The sequence below is a fragment of the Micromonospora sp. A200 genome, assembly GCF_029893845.1.
Taxonomy (GTDB): domain Bacteria; phylum Actinomycetota; class Actinomycetes; order Mycobacteriales; family Micromonosporaceae; genus Micromonospora; species Micromonospora purpureochromogenes.
On sequence record NZ_JARXXY010000003.1, the window covers coordinates 284,498 to 307,946 of the forward strand.

Sequence of the window (23,449 nt, forward strand, 5' to 3'; positions counted from 1 at the left end):
CACCGGGTGGCCGGCGGTGCGGGTCCACCCGCTGGCGTCCGGTGGTTATGATCACCGGGATCCGTGGAGCGCCGGGAAGTCTGGTCGGCACCTCGACCAACCATGTCTCGCGGAGGTCCACCCGTGCTGCTGCTCTCCTTCGCCGCCGTCCTGCTGGCCGCCGTGCTCGTGTCGGCGCTGGCCCACCGCACCATCCTCTCCACGGCGGCGCTGTTCCTGGTCGCCGGGTTCGTTCTCGGCGAGGACACCACCGGGGTGCTGCACCTGCGGGCCGACTCGCCGATCGTGGCGCAGTTGGCCGAACTCGCGCTGTTCGCGGTGCTGTTCACCGACGGGATGCGGGTCGGCTGGGCCGACCTGCGCTCGGCGTGGCGGCTGCCGGGACGTGCGTTGGGCTGGGGCCTGCCGCTGACCCTGCTGGTCACCGCGGTGCTCGCCCACTTCGTGGCCGGGTTGGACTGGCCGGAGGCACTGCTGGTCGGGGCGGTCCTCGCCCCGACCGACCCGGTCTTCGCCGCCGCGCTGGTGGGCAACGACAAGGTTCCGGCCCGGCTGCGGCACCTGCTCAACGTCGAGTCCGGGGTCAACGACGGCCTGGCGCTGCCGTTCGTGGTGGTGCTGCTCGCCGTGGCCGCCGGCTCCGACGACCTGCACCTGAAGGACCTGGGCATCGAGCTGGCGGTCGGCCTGCTGATCGGCGTGCTGGTGCCGCTGGTGGCGATCGCGTTGGAGCGGACCCGCTGGCTCGCCGCCTCGGCCGCGTACGCGCCGTTGAACGGGGTGGCCATCGGTCTGCTGGTGCTGGCGTTGAGCATGGCCACCCACGGCAACCTGTTCCTGGCCGCGTTCGCCGCCGGGATCACCGTCGCGACGTTCGGGCCGCGGGAGCGCGCGGCGTTCGAGCACTTCGGGGAGAACGTCGCCGAGCTGCTGAAGCTGGCCGCGCTGCTGGTGTTCGGGGCGCTGATCTCGGTGCGGTTCCTCGGGGAGATCTCCTGGACCGGCTGGGTGTTCGCCGTCCTGGCGATCGTGGTCGCCCGGCCGGTCGCGTTGTGGATCTCGTTCCTGCGTTCCGGACTCGGCCTGCGCGAGCAGGCCGCCGCGATGTGGTTCGGCCCGAAGGGGTTCGCGTCGGTGGTCTACGGGCTGCTGGTGCTGGAGTCCGGCATCGCTGCCGCGGACGAGGTGTTCCACCTGGTGGCGCTGACCATCGTCATCTCCATCCTCGCGCACTCCTCGACCGATGGGGTGGTCGCCCGGGCCTTCGACGACAGCCGGGAGGTTCCGGCCTGGCACGGGGCCATGCGCCGGGCGCGGCGGTCGGTGACGGCTTCCGGCCGGCGCGACGATCCCGCCGGCGCGCCCCCGCGGGGCGGGCCTGCGGCGGGCCACGGACCGGCCGGGGACCGGCCCGCCGACCCGACCGGAGATCAGGCGAGCGCGAAGTAGCGCAGCCAGAGGTAGGGCACCGCGAGCCCGACGGTGACCGCGGCGACCACCAGCCCGTAGCGGGTGAACTGCCAGAAGGTGATGCGCTGCCCGGCGCGTTCGGCGAGGCCGAGCACGACGACATTGGCCGACGCGCCGACGGCGGTCGCGTTGCCGCCCAGGTCGGCGCCGAGGGCGAGCGCCCACCAGAGGACCCGGGACTGCTCGGTGTCACCCTGGACGTTGACCAGCTCGGCGACGACCGGACTCATGGTGGCCACGTACGGGATGTTGTCCACGATCGCCGACAGGACCGCGGAGCCCCAGAGCAGCACCATGGTGGCGGGAAGCAGCCGGTCCGCGGTGGCGTCGATGGCGGCGCGCGAGATCTGCTCGACCACACCGGTGTTGACCAGGCCGCCGACCATGACGAACAGCCCGGCGAAGAAGACCAGGGTGGGCCATTCGACGTCCCGGCTGACCTCTCCGGCGTCCAGGCGGGAGAGCGCGAGCAGCAGCAGCCCGCCGAGCAGCGCCACCACCGCCGGTTCCAGGTGCAGGGTGGTGTGCAGGACGAACGCGGCGGTCACCGCGCCGAGCACGGCCAGCCCCAGCACGAGCAGCCGCCGGTCCCGGATCGCGTCGGCCTCGCGCAGCGCGGCGATCTGCGCGGCCCGCTCGGGGTCGTAGCGGAACGCCGACCGGAACAGCACCCGGCACAGGCCGAGGAAGACCAGCAGCAGCAGCGCGACGAAGGGGGCCAGGTGGACGAGGAAGTCGTTGTAGCTCAGTCCGCCCCGGCTGGCGATGATGATGTTCGGCGGGTCGCCGACGAGGGTGGCGGTGCCGCCGATGTTGGAGGCCATCGCCTCGGCGATCAGGAACGGCACCGCCGGCACGCCGAGGCGTTCGCAGACCAGGAACGTCACCGGGGCGATCAGCAGCACGGTGGTGACGTTGTCCAGCGCCGCCGAGGCCACGGCGGTGATCAGGACCAGGAGCACCATCACCCGGAACGGTCGGCCCCGGGCGCGTTTGGACGCCCACACCGCGACGTACTCGAACGCGCCGGTGCGTTTGAGCACCGCCACGATGAGCATCATTCCGACCAGCAGGAAGATGACGTTCCAGTCGATGCCGGACTCTTCCGAGAAGAACGCGTGCTCGGTGTCGGTGGCCCCGATCAGGAACATCACCGCCGCCCCGCCGAGCGCGGCGGCGATCCGGTGGACCTTCTCGGTGGCGATCAGGACGTAGGCGACGGTGAAGACGGCCACCGCCGTCCAGGCCACCCCGGTCACGGCGTACCCAGCATCCGGTCGAGCAGCGCGTCGAGGCTGATCCCGCCGATCATCCGCTCCCCGCTGGCCGCCACCGCGACGAGCGGGCTGCGCTTCTGGGCCATCACCGCGGCGATCTCCAGGACGGTCGCCCGCGGATCCACCACCGGCGGCTCTGCCTGCTCGCGGGGGAGCAGGTCGGCCACCGTCCGGCCGTCGACCCCCCGCAGGAAGAGGTCCGCCGACGGTTCGTCGATCATCCGGGCCAGGGTCGGGTCCTCGCGGCAGTAGCTCGGGATCACCAGGCGGAGCACCTGGGTGCCCGGCAGCACCGTGACGGGGCAACCGGCGTCGTCGACCACGATCAGCCCGGGCAGGTTGTGGCCGGCCAGGAGCCGGGCCGCCTCCAGCGCGGACGTGTCGACGGTGATGGTGGGGAAGGGCACCGCGAGATCTCGGGCTCGCACCAAGGACTCCTGCGGGATCTGGTGGGGACAGGGCTCATCACACGCCGACCAGACTTCCCGGCACACCGGTGATCACTCTAGCCCCCCGGCCGGCGCCGGGCCGGCCGGACGAGCCGAGTTTCCTCCGCGCTCACCCGTGGCTACGCCGGTCCGGCCGGGTACGCCCGGGTCTCGCTGGCCTTGACCGCCGCCCACACCCGTTGCCCGGGCTCCAGGCGCAGCTGGGCGGCGGCGGCCGGGGTGACGTCGGCGGCGGCCGGGACCGGGCCGGCGAGCTGCACGCGCAGGTTGTCCCCGTGCCGCTGCACTCCGGTTACGGTGGCCGGCCAGGTGTTGCGGGGGCTGCCGTCGGGCTGCCGCGGGTGCAGGGCCACGGCGGCGGGCCGGAAGACCACGAAGGCGTCGCCGTCCAGCCGGTCGGCGGTGGCCAGGGCGAAGCCGTCGCCGAGGCGTACCTGGTGCCCGTCGGCGTGGCCCCGGTAGAGGTTCAGCCCGACGAGGCGGGCGACGTAGTCGGTGCGCGGCCGGGCGGTGACGGTGGCGGCGTCCCCCTCCTGCACCACCCGGCCGTCCTCGACGATGACCAGCCGGTCGGCCAGGGCGAGTGCGTCCAGCGGGTCGTGGGTGACCAGCAGCGTCGCGCCGTCGTGGTCGGCCAGGTGCCGGTGCAGGTGGGCCCGGGTGTCCAGGCGGGTCCGGGCGTCCAGCGCCGCCAGCGGCTCGTCGAGCAGGAGCAACCGCGGGCGTACGGCGAGCGCGCGGGCCAGGGCGACCCGCTGGGCCTGCCCGCCGGAGAGCTGCCGCGGCCGGCTCCGGGCGTGCCCGGACAGTCCGACCCGGTCCAGCCAGCCGGCCGCCTGCTCGCGGGCGGCCCGCCGGTCGAGGCCCTGCCGGCGGGGGCCGAACGCGACGTTGTCCAGCGCGCTCAGGTGCGGGAAGAGCAGGTAGTCCTGGAACACCACGCCGACCCGGCGTCGCTCCGGCGGGATCCAGCGGGCCCGGTCGGGCCGGTCCAGGTCGACGCCGTCGAGCAGGACGTGGCCGGCGGTGAGCGGCTGGAGCCCGGCGAGGGCGCGCAGGGCGGTGGTCTTGCCGGCGCCGTTCGGGCCGAGCAGCGCGACCACCTCGCCGGCGCCGACGGTCAGCCGGACGTCGAGTCGGAAGGCGGTCCGGTCGACGACCAGGTGGCCGTCCAGCAGCGGGGCGCTCACGGGCTGGTGATCCAGCGGTCGCGCAGGCCGGCGAGGATCGCCACCGAGACGGTGAGCAGGATCAGGCTGAGCACGATCGCCGCGTCCAGGTCGGTTTCCAGGGCCAGGTAGACGGCGAGCGGCATGGTCTGGGTCCGGCCGGGATAGTTGCCGGCGAAGGTGATCGTTGCCCCGAACTCGCCCAGCGCCCGGGCCCAGCAGAGCACCGCGCCGGCGGCGACGCCGGGAGCGATCAGCGGCAGGGTGACGTGGGTGAAGGCGGTCCACCGGCCCGCGCCGAGGGTGGCCGCCGCCTCCTCGTAGCGGCTGTCCGCGCCGCGCAGCGCGCCCTCGACGGCGATGATCAGGAACGGCATCGCCACGAACGCCTCGGCGAGCACCACGCCGGTGGTGGTGAACGGCAGGGTGAGGCCGAAGGCGCCGTCCAGCCACCGCCCGAGCAGCCCGTTGCGGCCGAACACCAGCAGCAACGCCACGCCGCCGACCACCGGGGGCAGCACCAGCGGCACGGTGACCAGGGCCCGCACCACCCGGCGGCCGGGGAACTCCACCCGCGCCAGCAGCCAGGCCAGGGGTACGCCGCAGGCCAGGCAGAGCAGGGTGGCCAGGGTGGCGCACTGCACCGACAGCCGTAGCGCGGTGAGCACGCCCGGCGCGGTCAGCCGCTGCGGCAGCGTCGTCCACGGGGTACGCGCCAGCAGCCCGGCCAACGGCAGCACCAGGAAGAGCAGCCCCAGCCCGGCCGGTACGAGCAGCGCGACCGGCACCCGCCGGCCGGGCCGCCGCCGGGTACGCGGCGCGGCGGCGTCCGGTGCGGCGGTCACGACCCGGTGGGCGGCTGGAAGCCGGCGTCGGTGAGCACGGCCCGGCCCCGGTCGGAGCGGACGTGTGCGACGAAGGCGCGGGCGGTGGTCGGGTTCGGCGCGTCCTTCAGCACCACCACGGGGTAGTCGTTGACCGCGCGGGCGGACTCGGGGAACTCGACGCCGTCCACCTCCGCGGCGGCGGACCTGACGTCGGTGCGGTAGACCAGCGCGGCGTCGACCTCGCCGAGGATCACCTTGGACAGCGCGCCCTTGACGTCCTGCTCCAGCGTCACCGGTGTCAGCTCCACGCCCGCCGCGCCGAGCACCCTGGTAGCGGCCGCGCCACAGGGCACCTGCTCGGCGCAGAGCGCCACCTTGACACCGGGCCGGGTCAGGTCGGCCAGCCCGGTGACCCGGCCGGGGTTGCCCTTCGGCACGGCGATGACCAGCTGGTTGCGGGCGAAGACGGTGGGGGAGCCGTCGGCGGCCCCGGCGTCGGTGACGGTGGCCATGTTCCTCGGGGCGGCCGAGGCGAAGACGTCCGCCGGGGCGCCCTGGGTGATCTGGGTGGCCAGGGCCGAGCTGCCGGCGAAGTTGAAGGTGAGCCGCACGCCCGGGTGCGCGTCCTCGAACTGGCGGCCCAGCGTCGTGAAGGACCCGGTCAGCGACGCGGCGGCGAAGACGGTCACCGTGCCTGTGACGCCGGTCGGTCCGCCGTCGTCGGCGTCGCCGCCGCAGCCGGCGAGGCCGAGCGCGGCCACCGTCGGCAGGACGGCCAGGGCGGTACGGATCCTCGTCATCAGTGTTGTGGCGTGGATACTCCCGCCTTCAGGTCGGGGAGGAAACGCCACTCCCTCCCCTCAGTGATCAATTTACATGAATCATTGGTACAATGTGAGACGTGGGTGAGGTGGTGAAGCGGGCGTACAAGTACCGCTTCTATCCGACTCCTGAGCAGGTCGAGCAGTTGAACCGGACGTTCGGCTGCGTGCGTCTGGTCTACAACCGGGCTCTCGACGCGCGGACCCGGGCGTGGGTCGTGGACCGGCAGCGGACCAGCTATGTGCAGACCTCGGCGTGGCTGACCGAGTGGAAACGCACCGACGAGCTGGCGTTCCTGAACGAGGTGTCGTCGGTGCCGCTGCAGCAGGCGCTGCGGCATCTGCAAGCCGGGTTCGCCGCGTTCTGGGACAAGCGTTCCCGATTCCCCCGGTTCAAGTCCAAGCGCAAGTCCCGGGCCTCGGCGGAGTACACCCGCTCGGCGTTCCGCTGGCGCGACGGTCAGCTCACCCTCGCGAAGATGGGCGCACCGCTGGCCGTCGCGTGGTCCCGACCCCTCCCCGAAGGCGCACAGCCGTCCACGGTCACGGTGTCGAGGGATTCCGCTGGGCGCTGGTTCGTGTCCCTGCTGGTCCAGGACCCGACGATCCGGGCACTGCCACCCCTGAGCGCGGCGGTGGGGGTGGATGCGGGTATCACCAGCCTGGTCACTCTGTCCACCGGAGAGAAGGTCACCAACCCGCGTTACGAGCGGGCCGACCGGCGGAAACTGGCTACCGCGCAGCGGGAGTTGTCCCGCAAGGCCAAGGGCTCCGCCAACCGGACGAAAGCCCGGCTGAAGGTTGCCCGGATCCACGCCCGCATCGCCGACCGGCGCCGCGACCACCTGCACAAGCTGAGCACCCGACTCGTCCACGAGAATCAAACGGTCGTGATCGAAGACCTCAGCGTGCGCAATATGATCCGCAATCACAGTCTGGCCCGTGCCATCTCCGACGCTGCCTGGTCGGACCTGCGCGCGATGCTGGAGTACAAAGCCGCCTGGTACGGGCGGACGGTGATCGCGGTCGACCGCTGGTACCCGTCGTCCAAGACCTGCTCGACGTGTGGCCGCATCACCACGGCCATGCCGCTGACCGTCAGGTCGTGGACCTGCCCGGGATGCGCCACAGAGCATGACCGGGACGTCAACGCCGCCAGGAACATCCTCGCCGCCGGGCTGGCGGAGAGGTGAAACGCCTGTGGAGCTGACGTAAGACCTCACGGGAGTCCTCCCTACGGGCAGTCGGCGATGAAGCAGGAAACCCCACGGGCGACCACGGGGAATCCCCTCCCCTCAGGGAGGGGAGGATGTCAACAGCTGTTCCTTCCGCGCAGCGGCGCGGCCCGCTCGACCACGACCGTGGTGGACTTGATCACGGCGACCGCGACCGAGCCGACCGTCAGGCCCAGCTCGTCGACCGCCTCGCGGCTCATCAGCGAGACCACCCGGAACGGGCCGGCCTGGATGTCGACCTGCGCCATCACCGTGTCCCGGACGACGGCGGTGACGATCCCGCGCAGCCGGTTGCGGGCCGAGGAGAACTCGGCGCGCCCGTCCGGCTCGGCGGCCTGCGCCCGGACGAAGCCGGCCAGCTCGACGCCGTCGACCAGCCGGTGGCCGTGCTCGTCCCGGGTCGCCGGCAGGCGTCCGGCGTCCACCCAGCGCCGCACGGTGTCGGTGCTGACGCCCAACAGCTCGGCGGCCTCGCTGATCCGGAACACGGTCACCGGGTCACCCTAGCGGCTCGCGTCTGCGTGGTGGAAGCGGCGACGTGCCTCGCGTACCCGAGGGTGATGGCGGATGGACGGCCGCATCTGCGGGTGCGGCATTGGTAGGGAAGACGTCCCGCAGGGGCACAATGTGGCCATGCGGCAGGGGTTCGCTCACCAGGCGGTTCTCGACATGGCGCCGGACGCCGATCCGGGCGCGCCCGGGGCGGCCATCACCACGGCCCTCTGCGGCCACTGGGAACACGAGCCACCCTGTCCGGTCGCGTCCCACCACACCCGGGCCGAGCGGTCCGGTGACGAGGTACGCCTGCACATCCTCTTCGCCACCGAACCGCACCTGGAGGAGCGGGTGCGGCAGGACATCGACCGTGCCCTGGCGCACGGCGAGTTGCGCGGCCCCGACGGCGGGACGACCCGGTGGCGGCTGCGGCTGAGCGGGCCGAGCGAGCCGTCGCCGCAGGAGGCGGAGCACCTCGAGCGGTTGACCCGCGGCTAGCCCCGTCCGCCGCCCGGTGTCATGGCCTGTGGGCGCGGCTGACCTACCATGCGGGCGTGGCGAACTTCGATGCGTCGGCTGCGGTCACGATGGTCTGGCAGCGGCAGAGCGTCTGGTCGCAGGCCGCGGTGGCCGAGAAACGGCGCGTCGTGCGCGCGCGGCGCACGGTCGCCGGCCTCACCATCGGTGCCGCCGTCGCCGGCTCCCTCGCCACCCAGCTCGGCGAGCCGCACCGGACGGCCAGCCGCGCGCTGGCCATCCTCGCCGCCGCCGCGCTGCTGCTGGTGCCGGTGGCGGCGAGGTGGACCTCGCGGGACACGGTGCACGCGTGGACCCGGCTCCGGTCGGTCTCCGAGGCGTTGAAGGCCGACGTCCACCGCTACCTGGCCGGGGTGGCGCCGTTCGCGGGCGCGGACCGCGACCGGGTGCTGCTGCGGCGCGCCGACACCCTGCTCGACGACTCGGGTGACCTGGTGGGGCGGACCGTCGGCCTCGCGCCGGTCGCCCGGCCGCTGCCCGACGTCCGGGACGTGCCGAGCTATCTCACCGCCCGGGTGCGGGGGCAGGTGGCGGGCTACTACACGCCGATGGCGCGCCGGATGGCCCGGCTGGCCGCGCGCGTCCGGTGGGCCGCGACGGCGGTGACCGTGGCCAGCGCCCTGCTCGCCGCGACCGTCGGGGTGCTCGGCGACGGGCTGGGCCTGACCGCTTGGCTCGGGGTCGCGGCGACCGTGACGACCGCCCTGGTCGGGTACGGGGCCGCGCAGCAGTACGAGGCCCAGCAGATCGAGTTCGCCCGGACGGCCGACCAGCTGACCCGGCTGTGCGCGACCCGCGAGGCCGGGCACGGCTGGACCGACGACGACGCGTTCGTCGCCGAGGCCGAGCGCATCATCTCGCTCTCCAACGAGGGCTGGATGGCGAAGATGATCGAAGAAGATGGCACAGCGCAGCAGTGACATCACAGCGCGTGAAATGTATTATCTTCGATGGTGTCGTCGACCGTGGATGTCGACCGACCATCAACCGCATATGGGGGAACCGACGTGGATCGCAGCGCAGTCCGTCCCGACCCGACCCCGACCCCGAGCCCGCCGCCACTGGACGACCTGCGGCACACACCGCTCGGCCAGATCTCCCTCTCCCGCGCGCGTGCCGTCGCCCGTGTCCACGACCGCAGGGTCGACCGCCCGACCGGCGTCGATGTCGCAGGCTTCGGCTCTTCGATCTGACGCTGGCGGGCCGGGCAGGAAGCCGCCCGGGCAGGCCAGCCCGCTGAGTCAGTACGTGCTCAAGCTGACCAGCCGCTGCGACCTCGCCTGCGACCACTGCTACGTCTACCAGCATCCCGACCAGTCCTGGCGCCACCAGCCACACGTGATGGCGGCGTCCACACTGGAGCAGGCGGCGCGTCGGATCGCCGAACACGCCGCCGCGCACGGGCTCGACACCGTCCGCGTCGTGCTGCACGGCGGCGAGCCGCTGCTGGCCGGCGCGGGCGGCCTGGCCGCCGCCGCCGCCGAACTGCGCCGCCGGATCGACCCGGTGGCGCGGCTCGACCTGCGGATGCAGTCCAACGGCGTGCTGCTCACGCCGCGCATCTGCGACGTGCTCGTCGGGTACGACGTGAAGGTCGGCATCTCGCTCGACGGCGATCTGGCGGCCAACGACCTGCACCGCCGCTACGCCAGCGGCCAGAGCAGCCACGCCGCCGTGCTGCGCGGGCTGGCGCTGCTGCGCCGCCCCGAATACCGGTCCAGCTACGCCGGCATCCTGTGCACCATCGACCTGGCCAACGACCCGGTCACGGTCTACGAGGCGCTGCTGGCCCAGGAACCGCCGCAGATCGACTTCCTGCTCCCGCACGCCAACTGGGAGCGCCCGCCGGCGCGCCCCGAGGGGCTGCCCACCCCGTACGCCGACTGGCTGCTGGCGATCCACCGACGCTGGCTGGCCGACGGGCGGCCGGTGCCGATCCGGCTGCTGGAATCCCTGCTCTCCACCGCGTCCGGCGGGGCCACCCGCACCGAGGCGGTCGGGCTGGGCTTCGCCGACCTGGTCGTCATCGAGACGGACGGGACCTTCGAGCAGGTCGACTCCCTCAAGTCGGCCTACGACGGCGCCCCGGCCACCGGGCTGGACATCTTCCGCCACCGGGTCGACGACGCCGCCGCCCACCCCATGATCGCCATCCGGCAGACCGGCCTCGCCGGACTGTGCGCCACCTGCCGGGAGTGCGAGGTCGTGCGGCAGTGCGGCGGCGGGCTCTTCGCCCACCGGTACCGCCCCGACACCGGCTTCGACAACCCGTCGGCCTACTGCGCAGACCTCAAGGAACTGATCCACGCGATGACGACCGCCGACGTACCCGCCCAGCGGCAGCCCACCGACGCGCTGAGCCCGACGGTGCTCGACGACCTCGGCACCGGCTACGGCACCGTGGAGTCGACCCGCCAGCTCGCCTCGGTCCACCTCGGGCTGGTCCGCGCGCTGCTGGTCGACCTCAGCCCCCGCGCGGCGCACGACGAGCGGGCCGCGGCCGGCTGGCAGCTGCTGGTCGACCTGGACCTCACCGCCCCCGAGGCCGTCCGCGCCGTGCTGGAGCACCCGTTCGTCCGTCGCTGGGCGCAGCGGTGCCGCGACGACGCGACCGCCGACCTGGCGTACCTGGCGTGCGTCGCGGCCGCCGCCGCGATCCACGCCGGAGCCGACGCCGAGCTCACCGTGCCGGCGCGCGCCGGGGCGCTGAGCCTGCCCACGCTCGGCGCGCTGGCCGTCGACGCCGACCAGGAGGCGGTGCTCCTGTCCATCCACGACGGGGGGTTCACCGCGCGGGCCGGCGGGCGCCGGATCACCGTGCGGCCCGGCCGGCCGGATGTCCCGGACGGGTGGCGGCCGGTGCGGGCGGCGGTCGCCGACGGGCACCACGTCCTACTGGAGGACACCGACCCGTACCGGGACTGTTTCGGGGCGCCGGTCGCGGCCCGGCTGCCGGCGGCCACCGCCGACGGATGGACCCGGCAGCTGACCCGGGCGCTGCGCCGCGTCGACGTCGAGGCCGGCGGGTACGCCCCGGGCCTGCGGACGCTGCTACGCGCGGTGGTGCCGCTGCGGGCCGACGATGGCGGGATGCAGCGCAGCGCCGCCGCCGGGGCCGCCTTCGGCGCGGTGGCCGTCGCGCCGGTCGGCGACGACGCGGCGCTCGCGGTGCTGCTGGTGCACGAGGTGCAGCACCTCAAGATGCATGCGGTGCTGGACGTCTGCGACCTGTTCGACCGGCACGACCGGCGCCGGCTGACCGTGCCCTGGCGGGCGGACCCGCGACCGGTGGAGGGCGTCCTGCACGGCACGTACGCCCACCTGGCCGTCGCCGACGTGTGGCGTCGCCGGCCCGGCGGCGCGGCGGCGACCACCTTCCGCCGCTACCGCGACTGGACCGACGGCGCCCTCGACGCGCTGCTCGACCTCGGTGCGCTGACCGCCGCCGGCGAGCGGTTCGCGCACCGGATGCGCGACACGCTGGACAGCTGGTCGTGACCCCCGATGCCGCCGCGGTCACTGCTCCGGGCACCGGTCGGCCCCGGTGCGGGTGACGGGGACACCCGGTATTGCGTACGCCGATACTGTGGACGGTTCAGGGTGTCCCACGTCGGGCGGGAGCGGCAGGTGACCGAGGAAGAGTTCCGGGTCGACCCGTCCGCGCCCGTGTTCTTCCTCAGCTACGCCCGGACGAAGAACCGGGTCGCCGCGCCCCCGCGGGACACCAACAGCAAGGTGTTCCAGCTCTTCGTCGACCTCTCCGACCACGTGGTCGAGCTGCTCGGCCTGCCACCGGGGCGCCCGGCCGGCTTCATGGACCGGATGATCGACGGCGGGCAGCTCTGGACGGAGGACCTGGCCTTCGCCGCCGGCCACAGCCAGGTTTTCCTCCCGCTGATCTCGCCGCAGTACCTCAACAGCGCCTGGTGCGCCCGCGAGTGGGACGCCTTCGCCCGCCGCCGGTTCACGCTGCGCCCCGGCGCGGCGGCCACGCCGGGGGAGACCCCGATCATCCCGGTCAACTGGTCGGTGGTGGAGCGGCACCGGGTGCCGCCGGTCGTGTCGCAGCGGCAGATGTTCACCCCCACCCGGTTACCCTCGGACATCGCCCCGCAGTACCACGACGAGGGCATCTACGGCCTGCTGAGCCTCGGCAAGAACGGCAAGGACGCCTACGACGCGGTGGTGTGGCGCCTGGCGCAACGGGTCGCCCGGGCGTACCACACGCACTGGGTGCAGGCCCAGGTCCCCGCCGACCTGCAGCAGCTCCGCGCGACGTTCGAGGAGGTCGGGCATGACCTGGTCTGACGCTTCCTCGTCCGGCGCGCCGCCGGGCCGGCAGACGTACTTCTTCCTCAGCTACGCGCACTCGGTGCCGCTGTCCGCGTCGGCCCGCCCCGACACCGATTTCTGGGTCAACCGGTTCTTCCAGGACCTCGGCGCCGCCGTGCGACGCGGCGCCCGCCGCACCGGCGAGCTGGACGTGGGGTTCTTCGACGGGCTGGTCAGCCCCGGGGCCGACCTCAAGCAGACGCTCACCGACGCGCTCAGCCTCGCCCACGTCTTCGTGCCGCTCTACTCGCCCAAGTACTTCAGCAACGCCTGGGCGGTCGGCGAGCGGGACTCGTTCCGCAGCCGGCTCACCCGGCTGGCGCCCGGCCGGGCCGCGCGGCACATCCTGCCGGTGCTCTGGCTGCCCCTGTCGCCGTGGGAGGAGCGGCCCGAGACGGCGCAGGCGCTGGAGCTGGTCGGCGACGGCGTCGAGCGGGCCGACTACGCCGAGAACGGGCTGCGGGCGCTGTGCAAGCTCAGCGCCTACCGCCGGCAGTACGAGAGCATCCTGTCCGTGCTCGCCGAACGGATCATCACGGTGACGGAGAGCGAGCCGCTCGCCCCGTCCCGCGCCGCGACGGTGACCAGCAACCCGGTGACCGACAGCGGGGAGACCGCGCTGGTGGTCACCACGCTCACCCCGCACGGCCCGCGCTGGCGGCCGTACGGCGACCAGCACGAGCTGGCCGTCGCCGACTACGTCGCGGCCACCGCCGAGCGGCTGGGCCTGTCCACCCGGGTGGTCGCCTTCGCCGACGCCCGCACCCAGGCGCCGCAGTGCCCCGCCGTGGTGCTGGTCGACGCCGCCATCGGCGCGGAGGCCGCGCGCGACGCGGTCGACGGGCTGCCCCGCTGGGCGGTGCCGCTGGTCATCGCCGCCGACGGTGAGCGTGGCGAGACGACGCCCGAGGCGATCGCCGGTACGTTGCAGGACGCGCGCTTTCCGCAGGTGCTGCCGGTGCGCGACATCGCGGAGTTCGAGCGTTGCGCGCCGCAGCTGGTGATCGAGGCCCGTAAGCAGTTCCTCCGACATGGTCCGGTCGATCCGCCCGACGGCCCGGCCGTGCCCCGGCCGAGCCTGCGTCCGGCCGGCGCATCAGACGTAGGGCGAGGGAAGGAAGACCGATGACGGGACCGCGCGATGGCCAGGTCGTCACCTTCTACTCATACAAGGGTGGCACCGGCCGCACGATGGCGCTGGCCAACACGGCCTGGATCCTGGCCGCGAACGGGCAGCGGGTGCTGGTCGCCGACTGGGACCTGGAATCCCCTGGCCTGCACCGGTTCTACGCGCCGTTCCTCGACCCCGAGCAGGTCGCCTCCACCGGCGGGGTGATGGACCTGATCCTGGAGTACGAGTGGGAGAACGCCCGGCGGCGCGCCGAGTCCGACGCCGCCGCCCGCCCCGGTGACTGGCACCGCCAGTTCGCCCGGGTGCACAAGTACGCCTTCTCGGTGAACTGGGAGTTCCCCGGCGGCGGCAGCCTCGACCTGCTGCTCGCCGGCCGGCACAACCCCGACTACGCCACCAGCGTCACCGGCCTGAACTGGGACAACTTCTACAACCGCCTCGGCGGCGCGCAGTTCTTCGACGCGCTGCGCGAGGACATGAAGCGGCACTACGACTACACGCTGATCGACAGCCGTACCGGCATCAGCGACGTCGCCGAGATCTGCACCATCCACCTGCCGGACGTGCTGGTGGACTGCTTCACCCTCAGCGACCAGGGCATCGACGGCGCGTCGGCGGTCGCCCGCCGGGTCCGGGGCTACGAGGGACGCCGCGCGCGGCGGGTGCTGCCGGTGCCGATGCGGGTCGACGACGGGGAGAAGGGCAAGCGGGACGCCGGCCGGACGCTGGCGATGCAGCGCTTCGCCGGCCTGCCCAGCGGCATGACCGACGCCGAACGCCAGGAGTACTGGCTGACCGTCGAGGTGCCCTACCGGGCGTACTACGCCTACGAGGAGACGCTGGCGACCTTCGGCGACGAGCCGGGCGGCCGGACCACCCTGCTGTCCGCGTACGAGACGTTGACCAGCCACATCACCAACGGCCGGATCGGCTCGCTGCCCCGGCTCGACGAGGCGCTGCGCCGGCAGACCGTCCAGCGCTTCGAGCGCAAGCCGGCCGTGCCGGACGAGCTGATCGTGCTGCGGCACGCCGCCGAGGACCAGGCCTGGGCGGAGTGGGTGCAGGCGGTGCTCACCGGCGCGGACCTGCGGGTGCTGACCGTCGCGCCGGGCGCCGTCGCGCCGGTGAAGGCCGACACCGCCTCCCGCGAGCTGCGGCTGGTCTCCCGGGCGTACGTCGCCGCGCGGCACCGGCTCGGCCCGGACGTGGTCGGGCGCGGTGGCGCCGCCCTGGCCGTGCACCTCGACGACACCCCGCCCGCCCCGGACGTCCCCGTCGGCAGCTGGACCTCGGTGCACAACCGGAGCGTGGAGGCCGCCACCGAGCAACTGCTCAAGCTCGTCGGACGGCCCACCGGCGACGGCGGGCGGGGGCTGCCGGGCGCCCGCTTCCCGGCTGTCGGGGCGGAGGTGTTCAACCCGCCCGGCCGCAACGTCCGCTTCACCGGCCGCGAGCAGCTGCTGCGCCGGCTGCGCGAGGAGCTGAAGGCCGGCGGCAACGAGCGCACCCCGGTGGCGCTGCTCGGCGGCGCCGGCATCGGCAAGACCCAGCTGGCCATCGAGTACGCGCACCGCTTCCGCGGCGCGTACGACATCGTCTGGTGGATCGACGCGGACCCGCCGCAGTTCGTCGACGTGCAGGTGTCCGACCTCGGCCGCGAACTCGGCCTGCCGGAGCTGCCGACCATCCCGGAGAAGACCCGGGCCGTGCGGCAGTGGCTCAGCCGCGCCGAGCGCCACGAGGACGGCGGCCAGCCACCCCGGTGGCTGCTGGTGTTCGACAACGCCGACCAGTACGAGCACGTCAAGGACTTCCTGCCGCAGGGCAACGGGCACGTCCTGGTCACCACCCGCAACCCGGACTGGGGGGACCTGGCCCGGGCCGTGGACGTGGAGGCGTTCCAGCGCACGGAGAGCGTGTCGCACCTGCGCGCCCGCATCGGCGAGCAGCTGATGAGCGTCGCCGAGGCCGAGCAGGTCGCCGAGGCGGTGGAGAACATCCCGATCCTGGTCGCGATGGCCGGTGCCTGGCTGGCCGACACCGGCACCCCGGTGGGCGACTACCTGGCCGGGCTGGAACGCACCGGCCCGGAGACCGACGTGTGGGGCCACTCCCTGCAGCGGCTCAAGGAGCAGTCCGCCGGCGCGTACCGGCTGCTGCAGCTCTCCTCGGTGCTGGCGCCGGAGATCTCCCTGGACCTGCTCTACGGCGACCAGGTGGCCCGGGTCATCGCGCCGCACGACCCGGTGGTGGCGGCCCGGGTCGCCGACCGGGTGTCCGAGCGGGACATCGCGGCGGCCCTGGTGCAGCGGATCAACCGGCTCGCGTTGATCAAGGTGGACCTGCACGCCCAGCGGGTGCAGGTGCACCGCCTGCTCCAGGCCGCGCTGCGGGTCCGCATGTCCGACACCGAGCTGAACGAGATCAAGCACGACGTACACCGGATCCTCGCCGGCTCGCGCCCCTCGGGTGAGGTGGAGGACCCGGCCGTACAGGACCGGTTCCGCATCCTCTGGCCGCACCTGGACGGCTCCGACGCCGTCTCCTGCCAGGACGACAACGTCCGCCAGCTGGTGATCGACCGGATCCGGTACATCTACCTCAACGGCGGCTTCGAGCAGGGCGAGCAGTACGCCCGGCAGGCCGACAAGACCTGGTCGACGCGGCTGGAGGAGCTGTCCCCGGACTCGCCGCCGCACCGGGCGCTGCGGGTGCAGCTGCTGCACCTGCGGTTCAACTGGGCGAACCTGCTGCGCGGCCTGGGCCGGTTCGAGGAGGCCCGCCAGCTCGACGAGGACACCCTGCGCCAGCAGGAGGAACTGATCGGCGCCAGCCACCCGTACACGCTGATGACGGCCGGCAGCTACGCCGGCGACCTGCGCGCCCTGGGCCGATACCGGGAGGCGCTGGAGCGGGACCTGCGCACCTACTCGGCCTCGGTGGAGGTGTTCGGCGAGGACAACCGTCGCACCCTGGTCGCCGCCAACAACCTGGCCGCCTCCTACCAGTTGATGGGCCAGTTCGTCCGGTCCCGGGAGCTGGACGAGAGCACCTATCGCCGGTTGCGGCTGGTGCTGGGCGCCGAGCACCCGCGGACCCTCTTCTCCGCCAGCAACCTGGCCCGGGACCTGCGCGAGGTCGGCGAGTACGAGCGGTCGGTGTCGCTGCTGCGGGGCGTGGTGGAGGGCTACCGCCGGCTCTTCGGCGAGCACTCCCGCGACGCGCTCGTCGCCCAGGCCAACCTCGCCGTCTCGCTGCGCAGCACCGGGGAGATCGACGAGGCGGCCGAGCTGCTCGACGTCGCCTACGAGCGGCTGCGCACCAGCTTCGGCCCGACCAGCCCGGACACCCTGTTCAGCTGGCTGAGCCGTACGGCGAACATGATGCTCCAGGGGCAGGGCGCCCGGGCCCGGGCCGAGCTGGCCGAGGTCGGGCAGATGTTCGCCCAGGTGTTCGGCGCCGAGCACCCGTACGCGCTGGTCTGCCGCAACAACCTCGCGGTGGCGACCTGGGACGCGGGGGAGCACGCCACGGCCCGCACGCTCGCCGAGTCCGCCGCCGAGGCGCTGCGCGCGGCGCTGGAGGAGCGGCATCCGTTCGCGATGGCGGCGGCTAACAACGCCGCGGTCTTCGACATCTACTCCGGCGAGCTGGAGGAGGGCCGGGCGCGGCTGCGGACCGTCGTGGAGCGGATGGTCGAGGTGCTCGGCCCCGAACACCCCGACACCCTGCGCGGCCTGGGCAACCTGGAGGTCGTCCACCAGATGGCCTCGGGCGGGCTGGTGAGCATCGGCCGGACCCGGATCGCCGACCGGCTGGCCGACCGGATCGGTCAGCGGCATCCGAGCGTGCTGGTGCTGCGCGACGGCCGGCTGGTGCGCCGGGTCGTCGACCCGCACCCCTACTGATCGGGCCGGCTGCCGATCAGCACGTCCCGGCCCACCGGCGCGCCGACGTCGGTGAGCCAGCGCAGCATGCGCGGCAGCTCCTCGACGGCGTCGAAGTGCGCCGCGCCGGGCTGGACCTCCACCTCGGCGCCCGGGATCTGCCCGGCCAGCCACCGTGCGTGGCTGGCCGGGGCGAAGGTGTCCTCCGCGCCGTGCCACAGCCGCACCGGCGTCACCGCGGTGTCGATCGCCCCGAGGTCGAACTTCCAGCTCCGCCGCAGCGCCAGCACGTCGTCGATCCACCCGTACGGGCCGGCGCGCAGCGCCTCCTCGTAGGTGTCGGTGATGAGCCGGCGCAGCGCCGCGTCGTTGACCGCCCGCCGGTCCGCCGCGCTCATCTCCACCATCAGCTCCTCCAGCAGGAACCGCGGATCCTCGATCGCCCGCGCGGCGCGGCGCCGGATCTGCTCGATCACCGAGGCGGTGTCGCGGTTGCCGTCGCCGCCGAAGCCGCGCACGTTGTCGCTGTTCATCCCGGCGAACCAGTCGAGCTGCGTGGCGTCGGACGGGGCGAAGCTGACCAGCACCGCGACCCGGGTCACCCGGCCGCGTAACGCGCCGTCGGCGGCGCAGGCCAGCGCGTGCGGGCCGCCGCCGGAGCGGCCGGCGACGGCGAAGTGCTCCAGCCCGAGCTGGTCGGCGATCGCCTCGACGTCGCGGGCGGCGTCGGCGACGTCGCGGCCCTCCCGCCGGTCGGAGTCGCCGTACCCGGGACGGTCGTGCGCGATGAGCCGGACGCCGAGCCGGTAGAGAACGATGCCGCGTGGCTTCGGGCCACGGCGGCTGCCGGGGGTACCGTGGAGCAGGAAGACCGGAAGCCCGTCGGGCGCGCCGGTGACCTCGTACGCCACGCGCTTGTTGTCCGCGCGGCGGGCGAATTCGGCCCCTGGTTCGCCATCTCGGGTCACTCCAGCCTGCCTTCCGGTGCTGCGTTCAGCCAACGTGCGTAACCCGGCGGGTGAGGAAGCTGATCCGGCTGCGACAACCTCACTCAGCAGTCGAGCCTAACGGTCGGGCCGGTCGCGTCGCTACGGAGAGCATCGACAAGGGGCCGGATCTGTCGGAAACGACACCCGTCCGGTCCCTTATCCTGGAACTTCCGCCCGACGCCCTGACCGGCCGTTACGGGTGCCCGGCGGGCCACCGGTCGGCACCCGGGCGGCCCGCGCCGCACGCCTGCGGCCAGGCGTCGGTGGCCCACCCGCCGGCCGCGTCCGGGTCGGCGCCGGCGGCGCTCGGGTCGCCGTAGCGCCAGTGCAGCCGGTACTGGGCGCGCAGCCGGGGCCGGGGCACCTGCCACTCGTACGCGACGACGCCCTCGCGTTGCTGGCGGCGCGGGAGCACGTCGGCGGTCGTCTCGGAGGTGAACGACGTCTCGCTGCCCCAGACCGTGGGACGGGCGGCGGCGGGCAGGTCCAGCCGGATGGTGAGGCGGCGGGTGGGCAGCCGGATGTCGCGCTGCAACCAGTCGCCGAACTTCCACGCCGGCACCCGGTAGGCGTAGGCGAGCACGGTGCGCTGCCCGGGGTAGAGCGGCACGGGCGCGCCGCCGGTGTCGAACATCAGGGCGATCTTCAGGAAGGCGTCCCGGCTGCGGGTCACCCGCCAGCGCATCGGTTCCGGTCGGTCGGCGCCGATGGTGGCGGTGAAGTCGACCTCGTCCAGGGTGAGCGGGTGGCGGCTGTGGAAGTCCGTGGAGCGGGCCGGGTCGTCCGGGAACCGGTCGATGTCGATCTGCACGGTGTGCCGGGTGATCGGCTCGGTGCCGACGCTGTGCAGGACGCGCCGGAACCGGCACTCGTACCAGCCGTCGACGAGGCAGAGGCTGGCCTGCTCGTCGTCGATGACCAGGTGCGGCCCGGCGGGCGGTGGCACGGCGGTGGGGCCCAGGGCGGGCAGCCGGCCGTCGCCGCGCGCGCCGGCGAACTCGACGTACCGCTGCCAGATCCGGTTGCCGCTGTCGAGCACCAGTTCGACGCGGCGGGCGAACTCCTCGGTCGGCTGGTGCCGGCCGTTCTCGATGTGGCTGACGTAGGAGGGGTCGAAGCCGGTCCGCTCCGCCAGTTCCTTCTTGGACAGTCGGCGCTGCTGTCGCCAGTGCGTGAGCTCCCGTACGAAAGCCGCGGCCGCATCGTCCTGTATGGAGCCGTCCATGCCCCCGTCCCTGGGTGTCGGGCCTCAAGTGTGTCCCAGGTGTTGCGGCCGCGCCAGCCATGATTCGCCGGCCGGCAGCAGGTTCCGCCGGCCGGCGTCGAAAGTGTGAACGCGGCGTTACCGGACGGCCAACACCGCCGCCGCGCGGCCGTCGGTCACCGGCTCGTGCCGCGACGCGTGGGACTCCGGCCGCCTGGGTATCAGGTCCGGCCATGAGCACGCGCAGCACGGCGACCGACGAGCGCCCCGCGACCACCGCGAACGTGGGCACCGTCGCGGTCGTCGCTCATCGGAAGAAGACCCTCGGCGGCGGCCTCGACGAACTGCGCGCGGCCCTCGTCGCCGCTGGGGTCGAGGACCTGCTCTGGTACGAGGTACCCAAGAGCCGCAAGGCGCCCAAGAAGGCCCGTAAGGCGCTGAAGAAGGGCGCCGAGCTGGTCTTCGTCTGGGGCGGCGACGGCATGGTGCAGCGCTGCGCCGACGCCCTCGCCGGATCGGACGCCGCCATGGCGATCCTGCCCGCCGGCACCGCCAACCTCTTCGCCGCCAACCTCGGCATCCCCACCGGCCTCGCCGAGGCGGTCCGCGTCGGCCTGCACGGCCACCGCCGCCGGCTGGACCTGGGCCGGCTCAACGGCGAGCACTTCGCGGTGATGGCCGGCGCCGGCTTCGACGGCGACCTGATCCGCGAGGCCGACCGCACCCTCAAGGGCCGACTCGGCCGGGCCGCCTACCTGTGGACCGGCCTGCGCCACGTGCGGGGCGAGCTGGTGCGCACCCGGATCCGGGTCGACGGGTCGGACTGGTTCGACGGCGAGGCGAGCTGCGTGCTCTTCGGCAACGTCGGCACCATCACCGGGGGAGTACCCGCCTTCGACGACGCCCGCCCCGACGACGGCGCCCTGGAGATCGGCGTCTCCACCGCCAGCGGCGCGATCGACTGGGCGCGCACCCTCGGCCGGATGGCCGCCGGCCGCTCCGAGGACTCGCCGTTCGTCCGGATCACCCGCGGTCGCAAGGTGAAGGTCCGCTTCGCGGTGCCCAAGACGTACGAGCTGGACGGCGGCGCCCGCACGGAGACGACCCGGCTGAAGGTCAGGGTGGTGCCGGGGGCGTTGACGGTCTGCTGCCCCGAGACGGACAGTTGAGGGGCGAACCGGCACGACCCGGGGGAGGGGCGATGGGCCCGTCACAGGACATGGTCACCGTCCGCCGCCTGCGCCGGGGCATCGGCCTGGTCGGTATCGCGATGCCGTTCGTGCTGACCCTCGGAAACGCCCTCTTCGCCGGGCGCCTCACGCTGCTCGAATCGATCAGCGGGGCGTACCACACGGGAATGCGGGACCTCTTCGTCGGCAGCATGTGCGCCATCGGCGTCTTCCTCATCTGCTACCGGTACCGGCCCCTCGACGACGTGCTGAGCAGCGTCGGCGGCGCGCTGGCGGTCGCGGTCGCGGTGTTCCCCACCGCCTCGGGCGCCCGGGACGACCCGGTCAGCGCGACCGACATCCTGGTCGGGCGGGTGCACCAGGTCAGCGCCGCCGCCCTGTTCCTGCTCCTGGCCGGCTTCTGCCTGTTCCTGTTCACCCGGACCGACCCGGCCGTCGTCCCGGTCACCCCGGAGAAGCTGGTCCGCAACCGCGTCTACCGGGTCTGCGGCGCGATCATCGTGGTGGCGGTGGCGCTCGCGCCGGCGAGCACCCTGCTTCCGGAGACGGTGCAGGAGGCGGTGAAGCCGGTCTTCTGGTGCGAGACGGTCGCCGTGCTCGCCTTCGGCGTCGCGTGGCTGGTCAAGGGCGAGGCGATCATCCGGGACGGCAGCGGTCGGGGCGTGGACCCGAGCTGAGCGGATCCGCCGTGCCCGTCGGGGGTGGCCTGCGGCCCGTCGATCGGGCCGAGGCAGGATGACGGCCATGGACCCGACCGTACGGCGCTATCTCGACGACCTGGTCGACGCGGCCCGCGACGTCCTCGACGACGACCTCGTGGGGGCGTATGCGGCCGGCTCGGTGGGCATGGGGGCGTACCAGCCGGGCCGCAGCGACGTGGACGTGGCGCTGGTCGTCGCCGGACCGCTGGCTGCCCGACGCAAGGGCGACCTGGTGGCCCGGCTGCGGCACGAGGCGCTGCCCTGCCCGGCGCGCGGCCTGGAACTGGTCGCCTACACCCGCGCGGTCGCCGGCTCCGGCACCCCCGAACCGGGTTTCGAGGTCGAGCTGAACACCGGGGCGCAGATGCCCTTCCGCGCCACCTGGGACCCGGCCGAGCGGCCCGCCGCCGACGGCCGCTTCTGGTACGGCCTGGACCGCGACATCCTGCACGAGCACGGGTACGCCCTGCTCGGCCCGCCCGCCGCCGACGTCTTCGCCGCCCTGGCCCCGGCCGACCTGCGCCGGCTGCTCGTCGAGGCGCTGCGCTGGTGGCTCGCCCTGCCCACCCCCGCCGACGACGCGCCCGCCCCGGGCGCCGAGGACGCGGTGCTCGGCGCCTGCCGGTCGTTGGTGAAGGCCCGGGATGGGGTGTGGCTGTCGAAGGTCGCCGCCGGCAGCCGGCTGGCCGACGCCGGCTACGAGGACGAGCTGATCGGGCGCTGTGTCGCCGCGCGCGCCGGTGGTGTCCCGCCCAGCGGCGCCGAGGCCCGGGCCTTCCAGCGGCGGGTGCTGGCGGAGATCGCCGCCGGAAGCTGACCCGGGGTGGAGGGGGATCGGGTTGTGATCCGCCCGGCCACCGCCACCGGCAGCCTGAACGGGGCCGACTTCCCCGGCGGCCTCGGATGCGCTGCTGGGACGCCGGGGCACCCGCCCCACCGTCGGCACCGGAGGTCACCGCCCAACTCCTCGACGAGGCGATGCAGCCGGCCCACCTGCCGCTCACCGTCACCGCCGGCCTCATCCGCGCCGATCGGTGTCGCACGACCCGACCGGGCGGCCGTCGCTGGCCGCGGCGAACACCGTGCAGGTCGCGATCAACCAGGGCGAACATCCGGCTGATCGGCAGCGGGCGGGCGAGCCGGATCCAGGTGCAGGGCCAGGAGTACGCGTGCTCTTCGCCAACTGCGGCTCAGTGTGCATCCCGTCCCGCCGTGTAAAGAATTCTTGACACGCCTGGCCGTCGGGGCATACCGTCCGGGGTGTCAAGAATTCTTTACACACCCGGGAGGGCCCGTGGCGTTCGAAGAGAAACGCGCCTGGATGATGGCCGTGGTCGCGGTCGTCGGCTACGCCACGTACGTCGCCGTCGTCCTCGGCCGCGCCGACGGCCGCCCGCTGCCCGACGTGCCGTACGCCGACGCCCTGCTCTGGACGATCGCCGGCGCGATCGCGGCGTCGATCGTCGCGCACATCGTCATCTCGATCGTCTCGCCCGAGGGCGCCAACCAGTCCGACCAGCGCGACCGGGAGATCCACCGCACCGGCGAGCACATCGGCCAGTCGTTCGTGGTCGTCGGCGGGGTCGCCGCACTCGGCATGGCACTGGTCCGCTGGGACCACTTCTGGATCGCCAACGTCATCTACCTGTGCTTCGTGCTCTCCGCCGTGGTCGGCTCCACCGCAAAGATCGTCGCCTACCGGCGGGGCTTCCAGTCGTGGTGAAACCGACCCGG

The 23,449-nt window shown here is 73.5% G+C and carries 20 protein-coding genes; 12 read left to right on the forward strand and 8 right to left on the reverse strand.

The window, feature by feature from the left end:
* Nucleotides 1-102: 102 nt before the first annotated feature.
* Nucleotides 103-1,449: a cation:proton antiporter gene (locus M2302_RS05010; RefSeq protein ID WP_280836792.1), complete on the forward strand. Its 1,347-nt coding sequence runs from the start codon at nucleotides 103-105 to the stop codon at nucleotides 1,447-1,449.
* On the opposite strand, the gene M2302_RS05015 is transcribed toward M2302_RS05010, so the two are convergent.
* The 5 genes from M2302_RS05015 to modA all read right to left on the reverse strand — a co-directional run bounded on the left by M2302_RS05015 (nucleotide 1,431) and on the right by modA (nucleotide 5,992).
* Complete coding sequence (locus M2302_RS05015) at nucleotides 1,431-2,729, reverse strand: ArsB/NhaD family transporter (RefSeq protein ID WP_280836793.1); 1,299 nt, start codon at nucleotides 2,727-2,729, stop codon at nucleotides 1,431-1,433. The genes M2302_RS05010 and M2302_RS05015 overlap by 19 nt on opposite strands.
* Nucleotides 2,726-3,175, reverse strand: a complete 450-nt coding sequence (locus tag M2302_RS05020) for a CBS domain-containing protein (protein WP_280836794.1) — start codon at nucleotides 3,173-3,175, stop codon at nucleotides 2,726-2,728. The genes M2302_RS05015 and M2302_RS05020 overlap by 4 nt, the downstream gene beginning before the upstream one ends.
* A gap of 140 nt (nucleotides 3,176-3,315) precedes the next feature.
* Nucleotides 3,316-4,386: an ABC transporter ATP-binding protein gene (locus tag M2302_RS05025; RefSeq protein ID WP_280836795.1), complete on the reverse strand. Its 1,071-nt coding sequence runs from the start codon at nucleotides 4,384-4,386 to the stop codon at nucleotides 3,316-3,318.
* On the reverse strand, nucleotides 4,383-5,210 hold the full coding sequence (locus M2302_RS05030) for an ABC transporter permease (RefSeq protein WP_280836796.1): 828 nt from the start codon (nucleotides 5,208-5,210) through the stop codon (nucleotides 4,383-4,385). The genes M2302_RS05025 and M2302_RS05030 overlap by 4 nt, the downstream gene beginning before the upstream one ends.
* Complete coding sequence (gene modA / locus M2302_RS05035) at nucleotides 5,207-5,992, reverse strand: molybdate ABC transporter substrate-binding protein (protein ID WP_280836797.1); 786 nt, start codon at nucleotides 5,990-5,992, stop codon at nucleotides 5,207-5,209. Before modA ends, M2302_RS05030 begins: the two co-directional genes overlap by 4 nt.
* A gap of 101 nt (nucleotides 5,993-6,093) precedes the next feature.
* On the opposite strand from modA, the gene M2302_RS05040 reads away from it, so the two are divergent.
* Nucleotides 6,094-7,206, forward strand: a complete 1,113-nt coding sequence (locus M2302_RS05040; RefSeq protein ID WP_280836798.1) for an RNA-guided endonuclease TnpB family protein — start codon at nucleotides 6,094-6,096, stop codon at nucleotides 7,204-7,206.
* Nucleotides 7,207-7,325: 119 nt separating this feature from the next.
* On the opposite strand, the gene M2302_RS05045 is transcribed toward M2302_RS05040, so the two are convergent.
* Nucleotides 7,326-7,742: a TOBE domain-containing protein gene (locus M2302_RS05045; RefSeq protein ID WP_280836799.1), complete on the reverse strand. Its 417-nt coding sequence runs from the start codon at nucleotides 7,740-7,742 to the stop codon at nucleotides 7,326-7,328.
* A 139-nt stretch (nucleotides 7,743-7,881) separates the two neighbouring features.
* On the opposite strand from M2302_RS05045, the gene M2302_RS05050 reads away from it, so the two are divergent.
* The 6 genes from M2302_RS05050 to fxsT all read left to right on the forward strand — a co-directional run bounded on the left by M2302_RS05050 (nucleotide 7,882) and on the right by fxsT (nucleotide 17,652).
* Nucleotides 7,882-8,241, forward strand: coding sequence for a hypothetical protein (locus M2302_RS05050; RefSeq protein WP_280836800.1), 360 nt, complete (start codon nucleotides 7,882-7,884; stop codon nucleotides 8,239-8,241).
* 56 nt (nucleotides 8,242-8,297) lie between these two features.
* On the forward strand, nucleotides 8,298-9,200 hold the full coding sequence (locus tag M2302_RS05055; protein WP_280836801.1) for a DUF4231 domain-containing protein: 903 nt from the start codon (nucleotides 8,298-8,300) through the stop codon (nucleotides 9,198-9,200).
* Between the two features lie 244 nt (nucleotides 9,201-9,444).
* Nucleotides 9,445-11,778 (forward strand): FxsB family cyclophane-forming radical SAM/SPASM peptide maturase, encoded by a 2,334-nt coding sequence (locus M2302_RS05060; RefSeq protein WP_348529401.1) that lies wholly within the window; start codon nucleotides 9,445-9,447, stop codon nucleotides 11,776-11,778.
* 129 nt (nucleotides 11,779-11,907) lie between these two features.
* On the forward strand, nucleotides 11,908-12,588 hold the full coding sequence (locus tag M2302_RS05065; protein WP_280836803.1) for a TIR-like protein FxsC: 681 nt from the start codon (nucleotides 11,908-11,910) through the stop codon (nucleotides 12,586-12,588).
* The gene (locus M2302_RS05070; protein WP_280836804.1) at nucleotides 12,575-13,741 is read left to right on the forward strand and encodes a TIR-like protein FxsC; all 1,167 of its coding nucleotides are present in this window, start codon (nucleotides 12,575-12,577) and stop codon (nucleotides 13,739-13,741) included. The genes M2302_RS05065 and M2302_RS05070 overlap by 14 nt, the downstream gene beginning before the upstream one ends.
* The gene (gene fxsT / locus M2302_RS05075) at nucleotides 13,738-17,652 is read left to right on the forward strand and encodes an FxSxx-COOH system tetratricopeptide repeat protein (protein ID WP_280836805.1); all 3,915 of its coding nucleotides are present in this window, start codon (nucleotides 13,738-13,740) and stop codon (nucleotides 17,650-17,652) included. Before M2302_RS05070 ends, fxsT begins: the two co-directional genes overlap by 4 nt.
* Here fxsT and M2302_RS05080 read toward each other — a convergent pair.
* Nucleotides 17,646-18,599, reverse strand: coding sequence for an alpha/beta hydrolase (locus M2302_RS05080; protein ID WP_348529402.1), 954 nt, complete (start codon nucleotides 18,597-18,599; stop codon nucleotides 17,646-17,648). The genes fxsT and M2302_RS05080 overlap by 7 nt on opposite strands.
* 214 nt (nucleotides 18,600-18,813) lie before the next feature.
* Nucleotides 18,814-19,845 carry a helix-turn-helix transcriptional regulator gene (locus M2302_RS05085; RefSeq protein ID WP_280836807.1) on the reverse strand — a complete coding sequence of 344 codons (1,032 nt, stop codon included), beginning with the start codon at nucleotides 19,843-19,845 and terminating at the stop codon, nucleotides 18,814-18,816.
* A gap of 212 nt (nucleotides 19,846-20,057) precedes the next feature.
* On the opposite strand from M2302_RS05085, the gene M2302_RS05090 reads away from it, so the two are divergent.
* From M2302_RS05090 to M2302_RS05105, 4 genes are all read left to right on the forward strand, one after another.
* Complete coding sequence (locus M2302_RS05090) at nucleotides 20,058-20,993, forward strand: diacylglycerol kinase family protein (protein ID WP_280836808.1); 936 nt, start codon at nucleotides 20,058-20,060, stop codon at nucleotides 20,991-20,993.
* Nucleotides 20,994-21,025: 32 nt separating this feature from the next.
* On the forward strand, nucleotides 21,026-21,691 hold the full coding sequence (locus M2302_RS05095; RefSeq protein ID WP_280836809.1) for a hypothetical protein: 666 nt from the start codon (nucleotides 21,026-21,028) through the stop codon (nucleotides 21,689-21,691).
* 67 nt (nucleotides 21,692-21,758) lie between these two features.
* Nucleotides 21,759-22,532: a nucleotidyltransferase domain-containing protein gene (locus tag M2302_RS05100; RefSeq protein WP_280836810.1), complete on the forward strand. Its 774-nt coding sequence runs from the start codon at nucleotides 21,759-21,761 to the stop codon at nucleotides 22,530-22,532.
* A gap of 477 nt (nucleotides 22,533-23,009) precedes the next feature.
* A complete protein-coding gene (locus M2302_RS05105) occupies nucleotides 23,010-23,438 on the forward strand; it encodes a hypothetical protein (protein WP_280836811.1) in 429 nt (142 codons plus the stop codon).
* Nucleotides 23,439-23,449 lie beyond the last annotated feature (11 nt).

Bases quoted from the DNA above. Each gene is read 5' to 3' on its own strand.
- M2302_RS05095 (WP_280836809.1), top strand. From the start codon at position 21,026: ATGGGCCCGTCACAGGACATGGTCACCGTCCGCCGCCTGCGCCGGGGC.
- M2302_RS05010 (WP_280836792.1), top strand. From the start codon at position 103: ATGTCTCGCGGAGGTCCACCCGTGCTGCTGCTCTCCTTCGCCGCCGTC.
- modA (WP_280836797.1), bottom strand. From the start codon at position 5,992: ATGACGAGGATCCGTACCGCCCTGGCCGTCCTGCCGACGGTGGCCGCG.
- M2302_RS05085 (WP_280836807.1), bottom strand. From the start codon at position 19,845: ATGGACGGCTCCATACAGGACGATGCGGCCGCGGCTTTCGTACGGGAG.
- M2302_RS05050 (WP_280836800.1), top strand. From the start codon at position 7,882: ATGCGGCAGGGGTTCGCTCACCAGGCGGTTCTCGACATGGCGCCGGAC.
- M2302_RS05060 (WP_348529401.1), top strand. From the start codon at position 9,445: ATGTCGCAGGCTTCGGCTCTTCGATCTGACGCTGGCGGGCCGGGCAGG.
- M2302_RS05090 (WP_280836808.1), top strand. From the start codon at position 20,058: ATGAGCACGCGCAGCACGGCGACCGACGAGCGCCCCGCGACCACCGCG.
- fxsT (WP_280836805.1), top strand. From the start codon at position 13,738: ATGACGGGACCGCGCGATGGCCAGGTCGTCACCTTCTACTCATACAAG.
- M2302_RS05100 (WP_280836810.1), top strand. From the start codon at position 21,759: ATGGACCCGACCGTACGGCGCTATCTCGACGACCTGGTCGACGCGGCC.
- M2302_RS05070 (WP_280836804.1), top strand. From the start codon at position 12,575: ATGACCTGGTCTGACGCTTCCTCGTCCGGCGCGCCGCCGGGCCGGCAG.